The organism is Pseudomonas sp. CG7, from assembly GCF_023701885.1.
Taxonomy (GTDB): domain Bacteria; phylum Pseudomonadota; class Gammaproteobacteria; order Pseudomonadales; family Pseudomonadaceae; genus Aquipseudomonas; species Aquipseudomonas zanjanensis.
Genome location: NZ_JABAEE010000126.1, coordinates 1 through 11828, shown reverse-complemented (window position 1 = coordinate 11828; position 11828 = coordinate 1). Strand labels below are relative to the sequence as shown.

Here is an 11828-nt window from a genome sequence, read left to right as displayed (position 1 = left end):
CCCGCGCGGGCCCGTGGGGGAGCGGGCGGGCCCCCCAACGCGGCTGGCCCGGCGCCAGATGCGGCGACTGGGCGCCCCCCTTCGCGAGCAAGCCCGCTCCCACATTATTTTTATGTCAGGCGGTCGGACGGCGTTTGCTTCCTATTAATAGGAAGCATTACTATTCACGCCCCGTTTCCACAGCGCGCCGTGATGATCCCCAAGCTGCCCCGCAGACCCGGCTTTTTCGAGCATTACGAAGAGTTGATCGGCACCTGGACCCGTCGCCTGCGCAATCGCCAGCAGGCCGAGGATCTGGCCCACGACACCTTCGTACGGGTGCTTGAGGCCGATTCGAGCGAGGTCGAGCAGCCGCGGGCCTATTTGCATCAGACGGCGCGCAACATTGCAGTGGATGGCTATCGGCGCGAAGCTCGACGGGGGGCCATGGAAGAGGCAGTCATCGACCCTGGTCTGTCGTTTTCGGGCGACCCGGAGCATTTCATGCACGCGATCCAACTGGCGGACTCCATCGAGCGGGCGCTTGCCGAGTTGCCTGCCAACTGCCGCACGGTGTTCGTCTGGCAGAAGATCGAAGGCCTGACCCAGGCGGAAATCGCCGAGCGCCTGGGCCTGTCAAAAAACATGGTGGAAAAGTATATGATCCGCACCCTGCGGCATCTGCGCGATCGCCTGGACGGGCCAGGCCAATGATCCGTCGCCCTCTTTCACCTGAGCCACAGGACCTTCCATGATGGATAGCCGTGAATGCCCGTGCGGGCAGGACAGGGTTCGCGACGCGGCGGCGCATTGGTTCGTGCGTTTGCAAGCGCCCGCCATGAGTATCGAGGAGCGCCAGGCTTTCAACGCCTGGCTGGACGAACATCCCAATCACCGCGACGAAATCCAGTTGCTCCAGGGCATCTGGAGCGCCACCGACCTGCTGCCCAAGGAACGCCTGCAAGCGTTGTGCGAACCACCTGCCGAACGTCCCAAGCGTCGGCCGCTGTTGCGCTACGCCGTCGCCGCCGGGGTGTTCGCGGTGGCGCTGGGGTTGGGGCTGTTCAGCGGCCTGAGTTCTTCCACCGACTACAGCGGCGAATACGCCACCGCCTTCGGCGAGCGTCGGCATATTGCCCTGCCGGACGGCTCGGTGATCGACCTCAACAGCCGCAGCCGCGTGCGGATTGAATTCGCACACCGTCAACGCCGGGTGGAACTGGCCGAAGGCGAGGCCTTGTTCACGGTCGAGCATGATGCGGGCCGACCCTTCACCGTCGAGACGGGCAACGGCCAGGTGACGGTGACCGGAACGCGCTTCGATGTGCGCCGTGACGTCGATAAGACTCGGATTGCGGTGGCCCAGGGCCGCGTCAAGGTCCAGGGACGCGCCGCGCCGCCGGCTCAGTTCGTCAGCCTGACGGCGGGTCTCGGCACCCAGATCGATGCCCAGGGCCAAGTCACCGCGCCTTACGCGGTCAACGCCGAGACGCTCACCGCCTGGCGCAGCGGCAAGCTGGTGTTCGACAACGCGCCGCTCAAGGATGTGGTTGAAGAAGTCTCCCGCTATCGCACCCAGCCCCTGCGGGTCGGCAGCGCGATGGAGGGTAACCTGCGCCTGACCAGCGTGTTCCGTGCCGACGATCCCGAGGCACTGCTCAAGGCGCTGCCGAACATCCTGCCGGTGGCCGTGCGCACCCTGGATGACGGCAGCCAGGAAATAATTGCGAAATAGATTCAGGTTTTTTCCGAGTTCATCGTCTTCTTGTCCAACTGCAACTGGTTTGCATTAACAGATGCGTATTCTTGCGATCAACAGGACAAGGTTCGACGTGAACAAAACCGCCACACACCACAACCGTACCCCGGCACGCTGGCTGCCGCTGGCCCTGACCCTGGCGGGCAGCGCCGCAGTGCCCCAGGCGTTCGCCGACCAGGCCGCCACCGCCATTCACATCCAGGCGCAGCCGTTGGGCCAAGCCTTGAGCCAGCTCGGCCAGCAAACCGCGTTGCAGGTGTTCTTCAACCCCGAGCTGGTAGCGGGCAAGCAAGCGCCGGCGGTGGACGGCAACCTGTCCCCGGAAGCGGCCTTGCGCCAATTGCTCCAGGGCAGCGGCCTGCAATACCAGATCGATAAGGGTTCGGCGACCGTGTTGCCGGCGCCCTCAGCCTCCAGCGCTGGCCCGCTGGAGCTGGGCGCCACTGAGATCCAGGTGGTCGGTGACTGGCTCGGCGACGCCAATGCCGAGGTGGTGCAGAACCACCCCGGTGCGCGTACGGTGATCCGCCGCGAAGCGATGGTGGAGCAGGGCGCCATGAACCTCGGCGATGTGCTGCGACGCGTACCCGGTGTGCAGGTCCAGGACGCCAACGGCACCGGCGGCAGCGATATTTCCCTGAACGTCGGCGTGCGCGGCCTGACCTCGCGCTTGTCGCCACGCTCCACGGTGTTGATCGACGGCGTACCGGCGGCATTCGCGCCCTACGGCCAGCCGCAACTGTCCATGGCGCCGATTTCCTTGGGCAACCTGGAGAGCATCGACGTGGTGCGCGGTGCCGGTTCCGTGCGCTATGGGCCGCAGAACGTCGGCGGGGTGATCAACTTCGTAACCCGTGCCATTCCGGAAAAAGCCACTGGTGAAATCGGCACCACCCTGGAAACCTCCCAGCGCGGCGGTTGGAAGCACATCGACACGGCCTTCCTCGGTGGCACCGCCGACAACGGCCTGGGCGTGGCGCTGTTGTATTCGGGCGTCAACGGTAACGGCTATCGCCAGAGCAACAACGGCAACGACATCGACGACGTGATCCTCAAGACCCATTGGGCACCGACCGACGTCGACGACTTCTCGCTGAATTTCCACTACTACGACGCCAAGGCCGACATGCCCGGTGGCCTGACCCAGGCCCAATATGACGCCGACCCGTACCAGTCCGACCGCGACTGGGACAACTTCAGCGGCCGGCGCAAGGACGTGTCGTTCAAGTGGATCCGCGAGATCAACGAGCGCACCCAGGCCGAGGTGCTGACCTATTACTCCGACAGCTACCGTGGCAGCACCATTGCCTCCCGGGACCAGCGCAACCTGGTGTCCTACCCGCGCACCTATTACACCTTCGGCATCGAGCCTCGGGTCTCCCACGTGTTCGACCTGGGGCCCACCACCCAGGAAGCGAGCGTCGGTTATCGCTACTTGAAGGAAGGCATGCACGAAGAAGCCAGCCGCCTGGCGTTGCGTAATAACGAACCGGTGGTGCGCCCGGGTTCCGACGGCCACGTCTACCAGGACCGTACCGGCGGCACTGAAGCCCACGCGGTGTATATCGATGACAAGATCGATGTCGGCAGCTGGACCATCACCCCGGGCATCCGCTTCGAAAGCATCAGCACCGAATGGCACGACCGTCCGGTGCTCGACACCGCCGGCCGTCCCGTGCAGGAAAAACGCCGCAGCATCGACAGCAACGAGCCGCTGCCGGCCCTGAGCGTGATGTATCACTTGTCGGACGCCTGGAAGCTGTTCGCCAACTACGAAACCTCGTTCGGCAGCCTGCAATACTTCCAGCTCGGCCAGGGCGGCGACGGCAACAACACTGCCAACGGCTTGAGCCCGGAAAAGGCCAAGACCTACGAGATCGGAACGCGTTACAACGATGACGTGTGGGGCGGGGAAGTGACGCTGTTCTACATCGATTTCGACGACGAACTGCAATACATCAGCAACGACGTGGGCTGGACCAACATGGGCGCGACCAAGCACCAGGGCCTGGAAGCTTCCGTGCACTACGACATGGCCGCGCTCGACCCGCGCCTTGAAGGCCTCACCGCCACCGCCGGTTTCACCTACACCCGGGCGACGTACGAAGGTGAGATCCCCAGCGTCAAGGGCCGTGACCTGCCGTTCTATTCCCGCCAGGTGGCCAACATGGGCCTGCGGTACGAGGTCAATCGCTGGACCTATAATCTCGACGCCTTCGTCCAGTCCAAGCAACGCTCACCCGGCAACAGCGTGAACGCCGATGGCAGCTTCAGCGGCGACTACATCACCGATGGCACCGCCGATGGGCAATACGGCGACATGCCGGGCTATGTGCTCTGGAACGTGCGCGCCGGCTATGACTTCGGCGAGCAACTGTCGAACCTGAAAGTCGGCGCCGGGGTGAAAAACCTGTTCGACCACCAGTACTACACCCGCTCCAGCGACAACAACTCGGGCATCTACGTCGGCGCACCACGCACGTTCTTTGTGCAGGCGAGTGTGGGGTTCTGATCGAGGATCAGGCTCCTCTGGACTCAATTTCCAGGGGCTGAAATACAGTTCTTGGGGCTGAGTACCATCCTGTGGCGCGGGAGCTTGCTCCCGCTGGGCCGCGAAGCGGCCCCAAAACCTACTGAACACCGCATCCACAGGTTTACGACTGCTTCGCAGCCGAGCGGGAGCAAGCTCCCTCGCCACAGGGAATGGGATAAGGCCTCGACAAGCGGTGCCAGGCCTCAGACCTTCAACACTTTCCCACTGGCCGCCACCGCCACCAGCGACAGCGCAATCAGCCCGAAGGCAATGCTCAAGCTGCTGCCATGGGCGACGAAGCCGATCAGCGCCGGGCCGGCGAGGATGCCGGCGTAGCCGATGGTGGTGATGGCCGGCACGGCAATCGCTTCCGGCATCAGGGTCTGTTTGCCGACAGCGGTGTACAACACCGGCACGATGTTCGAACAGCCCGCGCCCACCAACGCATACCCCAGCAACGCTGCTTGCCACATCGGTGCGAGGGTCGCCAGCAGGAACCCCGCGGCTGCGATCGACCCGCCATAGATGATCACGCGCTTGGCGCCCAGGCGATGCACCACCGCGTCGCCGGTCAGGCGGCCGACGGTCATGGTCAGGGCGAACGCGGCATAACCCAACCCGGCATAGGCGGTATCCACCGCGCGCTCGGTGGTCAGGAACACCGCGCTCCAGTCCAGCACCGCGCCTTCAGCCAGGAACACGATGAAACACAGGATGCCGATAAACAGCACCACGCCATGGGGAATGGCAAACGCCGGTCCCGAGCTTTCACTGCCATACGGCAACAGGTGCGGCGCCGCCTTGAACAACGCCACCAACAGCACCCCATTGACCACCAACGTCGCCCCCAGCGGCGAAAGTCCCAGGCCGAGCAGGGCGCTCACCCCGGCTGCGCCAATGATCCCGCCCAGGCTGAACATGCCGTGGAAACCCGACATCATGGTCTTGCCGCTGGCTCGCTCGACGATCACCGCTTGCAGGTTCACGGTCGAGTCCACGGTGCCGAGCCCGGCGCCAAACAGGAACAGCGCAGCCACCAGCCAGGGCAGGGAGGTCATCGTCGCTAGCAACGGCAACGCCAGGCAGATCAGGATCGTGCCGCCGCTGAGCACCCGACGGCAGCCGAACCGCGTCGCCAGCGCACCGGAAATCGGCATCGCCAGGATCGACCCGCCCCCAAGGCACAGCAGCAGCAAGCCGAGGGTGCCTTCATCCAGGTTCGCCCGGACCTTGGCGTAAGGCACCAGCGGCGCCCAGGCGGCGATGCCGATGCCGGCGATGAGATAGGCGATGCGGGTGGACATCTGTTCCAGGCGTCCGGGAATAAAGGTGGGCGGGGGCGTAATGGCAGTCATGAAACGTCCTTGGCTTTCGTGCGGTGCGGTGATGCAGGCAGGGGGCCTATGCTTGCATATCCACTGACCGCACCGCGACCCCAAGGTGCCGACGGCCTGACGTACTCTTCTTGAACACAGTGGGTCACTGCTCCTTGAACAGCCTGATGCTCACCACGTGTTCCGCCTCCACCTCAAAATAAATAAGCACGATGGGGATTGCCTGCTGGTCATCGAAACATTCAACAATCACGTTTCGGGCCGACGTTGCCTGGGCCGACAAGCGTTCGGCCTGGCGCAACAATCGCTTGATCTGGAGGGAGACCCGGATGGGGGCTCGGCCCTTGCGCACGCTTTCGCAAAATGCCAGCGTCACTTCTCGCGGCGTTGGCGGCGGTGGCGAGACAAGGCCGGCTTCTTCGAATAACCGATTGAGTTGATCGGCCGTTGCGACCGCCCTGGGGAACCCGGTGAACGCCGAAGCCTGCGTCACCAGTTCGACCATTTCTCCCGAAGCCAGGCCCGAGGCCATGCCGGTCTTGAAGTGCACGCTCAAGGGCGGGCCTGTCATGCCGGCCGCGACGATGGCGACCAGTGTCGCGGCCTCTCGCAGGCGCGGGTCCAGGCCTGGACGACTCTGCAAGTGGCCGTACACCACGCCCACCGCCAACTCGCCGAGCCCCGGCGCGGTATGGAACAACGCGTCGAGTCGTGCGCCGCCGTCCGGCACCAGTTCGATGAAGTGCTTTCGGCCTTCGCGGTAGAGCTCGGCCATGGGCTTGGAGGGATGTTTGCTGTTCATGGGGCCTCCTTGTGTTGGGAGCTTGCGTGCCCACGGTACGGGGTCCCCAGGCAGCAGCGCACCTGTCGAACCTGACAGGTTACGACGCGATAGTTTGCGAGTATGAAGAAGACTTCTTGAACAACAACCCGGACGAATTAGGTTCAGGGGCGTGCTGGAGATGATGATGGATCATCCAACTCAACTCAGACTGGCGAACCAGCTTCTGGACTTGATCGACCGTAACGGCACCAGCCTGGCGGCGTCGTGCTCTGTCAACCCGGTATCGAGTTACACCTGTCCAGAGCATCTTGGCCGTGAGCAGGCCCGGCTCTTTCGTTCCGGCCCACTGATGGTGGGCTTGTCCTGTGAACTGTCCGGCCCGGGTGCTTATCTGACCGACGACCTGAGCGGCGTGCCCATTGTCATCATCCGTCTGCCAGAGGGTGGGCTTAATGCGGTCATCAATGTCTGTCGCCATCGCGGTGCACGATTACTGGAGGGTAACGGTACGCTGGCAAGGTCGATGACGTGTCCTTACCACGGTTGGCGCTATGACCTGCACGGTCGGCTGAAGAAACTGGTGCCTGCCGACGGTTTCCAGGGGTTGGGTTGTGCCGAACGCGACCTGACGCGCCTGGCGGTGTTTGAGCAGCATGGGTTGATTTGGGTCAGCCCAAGCCCCGGTCGCGCTATGGAACCACTGGCGTTGCTGGGAGGCTTGAACCAGGAAATAGCCGCCTATCGTTTCGAGACGTTCGTGCTCTATCGACGCCTTCAGCTCCACCGGTCGTTCAACTGGAAGATGGTCATAGAGACCTTTCTGGAGAACTGGCATTTCCCGTTCGTGCACCGCAGGACAGTCCTCCCGAACTTCCTACCCTCCGTCAGCCTGTTCGAAGCCTTCGACCGCCATGGGCGCCTGATCATGCCACGCCGTTCGATCCTGCAGATGCGCGACCAGCCCATCGAGCAATGGAGCCTGCTCAAACACTCACTGATCATGTATTGGCTGTTTCCCAATACCCTCCTGCTCTGGCAGGCCGACCACCTGGAGACTTGGCAGGTTTACCCCAGCCAGGAGCGTCCCGATCGATGCACGGCCCAGGTGTCGCTCTATACACCGCATGCCGCCACGTCCGTTCGCGAGCGTGAGTACTGGGACAAGAACCTGGCGTTATTGATCGAGACCGTGGACGGGGAGGACTTTGCGATCAGTGAGCGTATCCAGCCAGGCCTGCGTTCCGGCGCCCAAGAATGCCTGACGTTCGGCCGTCACGAACCGGCGTTGCAGCATTTTCATCGACAGATTCAGCTCGCGCTGGAGGAGGCACCGGTGTCCGTGGGGTGAGATGAAGCGTGTGAAAGCTTGTTCCCCTGTGTTATTCGCTGGCTGGGCCTATAAAGTAGCGGCTCTTGCTGGTTGATATTGGGTCTGGTCCATGACGAAGTTTTATGACGCGCGCGGCAATATCTATGGAGTCGCTTCACCGCAGCAGGTCCGCGACCTCGGCATCGATCTGCCCCAGTCAGCCGCCCAGGCCGCACAGGCTTGCGAAAATTGGGCGGTCGCGGCGGTGCATGCCTTTTGCAGTTGGACGCCGGGCGAAGCGCCGCCGGATGCCAAGGCCCATCGCAGTGATGGTTTGCTGATTGGCCCGTTCCAGAATGAGCCACCCTTTGATCTGTTGATCGTCAATACCGACGGGACATTGGCCGAGCGCAGTGGCAATGGCTTGACGATTTTCTCCCAGGCCCTGCAAGAACAAGGCTTGATGGCGGCGCCTGGTGATTGCGTGCTGCAGGTTCATCACGATAAACCCGACGGCTTGTCACCGCTGCACACCTCGGTTCGCGCCGCTGGATTCGAAGGGGTGCAAGGTTTCTGGCTGGACCTGGGCAAACCGCTGTTCGGGCCTCAGGCCGTTGCTGCCCAAGAGGTCGAGGGGGTGATGTTCAACCAGCGTGATGTCAGCCGTGTGGCGGCGCTTGAACGGTTGGACCCGGCGTGGGGCAACAGTCAGTTCGTGAGCATGGGCAATCCGCATTGCGTGACGCTGGTGGAGAAGGGCGAGGCGTTGCCAAGCAATGCGCAGATGCGTGCTGCGGCGCTGTCACGGGGCTTGACCCGCATCGCTTATGCGGCGCCCAGTGGGGCTGGTGTTCCATGCCCCAGGGGGGTGAATCTGCAATGGGCCAGGCTCGAAGCCGAAGGGCAGATCGCCGCCCGGGTGTTTGAGCGGGGCGAAGGCCCTACCGCGTCCTCGGGCACCAGCGCCAGCGCCGTGGCCAGTGCCGCCTGGCGGGTGGGTTGGGTGAAAGCGGGGGCGGTGAGGGTGGTGATGCCCGGCGGTACTGCGCCGATCTTGTTGGAGGAAGAGGCGGGGGAGCTGGTGCGGGTCAGGTTGTTTGGTGCGGCGCGGCCAACGACGTCATCGCGAGCAAGCTCGCTCCCACAGTAGATGTTCGGCGGGCACGAAATGAATGTACGACACAGATCCCCTGTGGGAGCGAGCTTGCTCGCGATAGCGGCAGTACATCGAACATCAATGCAGCTGCCCCACCGCCATCGCGAGCAGGCTCGCTCCCACAGTAGATATTCGGCGGGCACAAAATGAATGTATCCCTTGTGGCAGTCAGCCAGGCTGCTGGGCAAACTCCACCACCGGCATTTGCCGCTTCATCAGCACTTCGCCATTGCGAATCGAGTAGAGCGGCAACCCTTGGCTGCGAATTACTTCGTAATCGCTGTCCGCTGAAAGGATCAGCAAGTTCGCCGGGCGGCCCGGTTCCAGTCCGTAGCGCTCGCCCAGGTTTATGGCCTTGGCGCTGTTGTCGGTGACCAGGTCGAGGGCGCTTTGCAGGTTGCGATAGCCGAGCATGTGGCAGATATGCAGCCCCGCTTCCAGCACCCGCAGGATGTTGCCGTTGCCCAATGGATACCACGGGTCGACGATGGAGTCCTGGCCGAAACACACATTCATCCCGGCTTCGAGCAGCTCATTGACCCGGGTGACGCCGCGGCGTTTTGGGAAGGTGTCGAAGCGGCCTTGCAGGTGGATGCTTTCGGTCGGGCAAGAGACAAAACTGATGCCCGAGTGCCCGAGCAGGCGGAACAGCTTGGCGCAATAGGCGTTGTCGTAGGAGCCCATCGCCGTGGTATGGCTGGCGGTGACGCGGGCGCCCATGTCGCGGCTGCGGGCTTCTTCGGCGAGCACTTCGAGAAAACGCGAATGCGGGTCGTCGGTTTCGTCGCAATGCACATCCACCAGGCACCCGGTACGTTCGGCCAGGTCCATCAGGAACTTCACCGAGCTGACGCCCTGGTCGCGGGTGTATTCGAAGTGGGGAATGCCGCCCACCACGTCGGCACCCATGCGGATCGCTTCTTCCATCAGCTCGCGGCCGTTGCGGTAGGACTCGATGCCTTCCTGGGGGAACGCGACGATCTGCATGTCGATCAAGTGACGGCTTTGCTCGCGCACCTCCAGCATTGCCTTGAGGGCGGTGAGTTCGGGGTCGGTCACGTCGACGTGGGTGCGCACATGCTGGATGCCATGGGCGGCGAGGGCCTGGATGGTTTTCTTGGCGCGGGTGCTGGTGTCTTCCTGGGTGATGGTGGCCTTGCGTTCGCCCCAGCACTCGATGCCTTCGAACAACGTGCCGCTCATGTTCCAGCGCGGCTCGCCGGCAGTGAGGGTGGCGTCCAGGTGGATGTGCGGTTCGACGAAGGGCGGGACCACCAGGTTGCCGCCGGCATCGAGGTCTTCCGGGCCGAGGCTGGGGGCCTCGGTCTGGCGGGCGATGCTGGCGATCAGGCCATTTTCCAGGTGCAGTTCATGCAAGCCTTCGCGGTTGCGCAGGCGGGCGTTGATGATGTGCATCGGGCGAATCCTTTATAGGTCTTGTAGGGGCGCGTCAGCGGTGCGGGCACCCATTACGCCGATCAATAGCACATACGTTAGCGCGCCGGTGGCGATTCCTACCAGTGGCGCGACCCACGGCGAATTGAACGCGGCGAGCGTGCCGAGCCCATAGGCCGCCAGCCCCGGCCAGTTGAACGCAGGCAACCGGGCTTCGGCCAGGCGCGGATAACGGCCGCGCCAGCGGAAGAAGAAATCGGCCATGATCACCCCGCCAATGGGAGGGATCACGGTGCCCAGCAGAATCAGGTACGGCACCAGCAGGTCATACATGCCCAGCAGCGCCAGCAACGTGCCGATCACCGCACCGCCGAGGGTCACGGCTCTGCGCCGGCGGGTGCGCAGCAGGTTGCAGCCGGCCACGGCGAAGTTGTAGATGGTGTTGTCCTGGGTGCTCCAGATGTTGAGCAGCAGCATCGCCATCGCCGCCATGGCGAAGCCCTGCAGCAGCAACACTTCGACCACGTCCGGTTGTTGATAGACGATGGCCCCGTAGGCGCCGATCAGCACCATCAAACCGTTGCCCAGGAAAAAACCGATCAGGCTCGCCAGCACCGCGACCTTCGCCGAGCGGGAGAACCGCGTCCAGTTGGTGGCCTGGGTCGCGCCGCTGACGAAGGTGCCGAATACCAGGGTGATGGCCGTGGACCAATCGAGGCTGCCAGTGGGCACCGCCGCCAACAAGCCCTCGAAGCCACCGACCTTCACCGTGGCGACCCACATCGACAGCATCAGCAGCAACATCATGGCCGGCACGGCGAGGTACGAGAGAATTTCCAGGCCACGATAACCGACATAGGCCGTGGCACAGAACCCCAGGCCGAACAGCACCATCAGCCACAACACCGTGCCCTGGCCCAATTCGAAATACTTGCCCAGCACCACCGCGGCCGTCGCCGTGCCCCAGGCGTACCAGCCGATCTGGGTGAACCCGAGGATCAAGTCACTGAGCTTGCTGCCCACCTCGCCGAAACAGAAACGGCCCATCAATACCGAATTGAGCCCGCTCTTGAAGGCGATGTAGCCCAGGCCGGCGGCATAGAGGCCCAGCAGCAGATTACCGATGACGATGACCGTCAGCATCTCGGCAAAACTGAACGCCACGCCGAGCTTGCCACCGGCAAACATCGTGGCGGTGAAAAAGGTGAAACCCAGCAGCACCATGGCCGTGGAGGCCAGGCCCTTGCGCGCGTGCAGCGGCACTTCGCTCAGGGGATAGTCATTGCCCGGATCGTTCTGAGTCATGTGGCGGTCCTTGCGGATGAGGGGATGTCGCAAGCGTGCAGCGGCCGTGCCAAACGGGTGAGCGTGAGATTATTTATAGACAATCCTGGGGATTGGGTGGGCGAAGGGGGCGAAAGCGGTGCGGTGGTGATTCAAGTTGGAACACAATTCGCATTACCCATGAAGACCCCCTGTGGGAGCGAGCTTGCTCGCGATTGCGTCAGCGGAGGGCCATAACATTAACAAGAAAAACCCCCATATCGAGGACGCAGCCAACCCCAGTGGCTAGCCGGCG

Annotated in this window: 9 protein-coding genes; 5 read left to right on the top strand and 4 right to left on the bottom strand. The window is 63.2% G+C overall.

The genetic code is table 11. The features are described from left to right. Positions 1-192: 192 nt before the first annotated feature. The 3 genes from HGO40_RS29010 (at position 193) to HGO40_RS29000 (ending at position 4250) form a co-directional block, all read left to right on the top strand. Positions 193-693 (top strand): sigma-70 family RNA polymerase sigma factor, encoded by a 501-nt coding sequence (locus HGO40_RS29010; protein ID WP_250965843.1) that lies wholly within the window; start codon positions 193-195, stop codon positions 691-693. A gap of 37 nt (positions 694-730) precedes the next feature. Further along, complete coding sequence (locus tag HGO40_RS29005) at positions 731-1714, top strand: FecR family protein (protein ID WP_250965842.1); 984 nt, start codon at positions 731-733, stop codon at positions 1712-1714. 61 nt (positions 1715-1775) lie between these two features. Next, positions 1776-4250, top strand: coding sequence for a TonB-dependent siderophore receptor (locus HGO40_RS29000; RefSeq protein ID WP_250965841.1), 2475 nt, complete (start codon positions 1776-1778; stop codon positions 4248-4250). A gap of 224 nt (positions 4251-4474) precedes the next feature. On the opposite strand, the gene HGO40_RS28995 is transcribed toward HGO40_RS29000, so the two are convergent. Next, a complete protein-coding gene (locus tag HGO40_RS28995; protein ID WP_250965840.1) occupies positions 4475-5626 on the bottom strand; it encodes an MFS transporter in 1152 nt (383 codons plus the stop codon). A 124-nt stretch (positions 5627-5750) separates the two neighbouring features. Further along, a complete protein-coding gene (locus tag HGO40_RS28990) occupies positions 5751-6407 on the bottom strand; it encodes a carboxymuconolactone decarboxylase family protein (protein ID WP_250965839.1) in 657 nt (218 codons plus the stop codon). A gap of 166 nt (positions 6408-6573) precedes the next feature. Between HGO40_RS28990 and HGO40_RS28985 the strand changes: the two genes are divergently transcribed. Beyond that, positions 6574-7737 carry an aromatic ring-hydroxylating oxygenase subunit alpha gene (locus HGO40_RS28985; protein WP_250965838.1) on the top strand — a complete coding sequence of 388 codons (1164 nt, stop codon included), beginning with the start codon at positions 6574-6576 and terminating at the stop codon, positions 7735-7737. A gap of 91 nt (positions 7738-7828) precedes the next feature. Continuing rightward, complete coding sequence (locus tag HGO40_RS28980; RefSeq protein ID WP_250965837.1) at positions 7829-8848, top strand: diaminopimelate epimerase; 1020 nt, start codon at positions 7829-7831, stop codon at positions 8846-8848. 174 nt (positions 8849-9022) lie between these two features. On the opposite strand, the gene codA is transcribed toward HGO40_RS28980, so the two are convergent. Continuing rightward, positions 9023-10270, bottom strand: coding sequence for a cytosine deaminase (gene codA, locus HGO40_RS28975; RefSeq protein ID WP_250965836.1), 1248 nt, complete (start codon positions 10268-10270; stop codon positions 9023-9025). A 12-nt stretch (positions 10271-10282) separates the two neighbouring features. Continuing rightward, positions 10283-11554 carry a cytosine permease gene (gene codB, locus HGO40_RS28970; protein ID WP_250965835.1) on the bottom strand — a complete coding sequence of 424 codons (1272 nt, stop codon included), beginning with the start codon at positions 11552-11554 and terminating at the stop codon, positions 10283-10285. Between the last annotated feature and the right edge of the window lie 274 nt (positions 11555-11828).

Bases quoted from the DNA above. Each gene is read 5' to 3' on its own strand.
- HGO40_RS29010 (WP_250965843.1), top strand. From the start codon at position 193: ATGATCCCCAAGCTGCCCCGCAGACCCGGCTTTTTCGAGCATTACGAA.
- HGO40_RS29005 (WP_250965842.1), top strand. From the start codon at position 731: ATGATGGATAGCCGTGAATGCCCGTGCGGGCAGGACAGGGTTCGCGAC.
- HGO40_RS29000 (WP_250965841.1), top strand. From the start codon at position 1,776: ATGCGTATTCTTGCGATCAACAGGACAAGGTTCGACGTGAACAAAACC.
- HGO40_RS28995 (WP_250965840.1), bottom strand. From the start codon at position 5,626: ATGACTGCCATTACGCCCCCGCCCACCTTTATTCCCGGACGCCTGGAA.
- HGO40_RS28990 (WP_250965839.1), bottom strand. From the start codon at position 6,407: ATGAACAGCAAACATCCCTCCAAGCCCATGGCCGAGCTCTACCGCGAA.
- HGO40_RS28985 (WP_250965838.1), top strand. From the start codon at position 6,574: ATGGATCATCCAACTCAACTCAGACTGGCGAACCAGCTTCTGGACTTG.
- HGO40_RS28980 (WP_250965837.1), top strand. From the start codon at position 7,829: ATGACGAAGTTTTATGACGCGCGCGGCAATATCTATGGAGTCGCTTCA.
- codA (WP_250965836.1), bottom strand. From the start codon at position 10,270: ATGCACATCATCAACGCCCGCCTGCGCAACCGCGAAGGCTTGCATGAA.
- codB (WP_250965835.1), bottom strand. From the start codon at position 11,554: ATGACTCAGAACGATCCGGGCAATGACTATCCCCTGAGCGAAGTGCCG.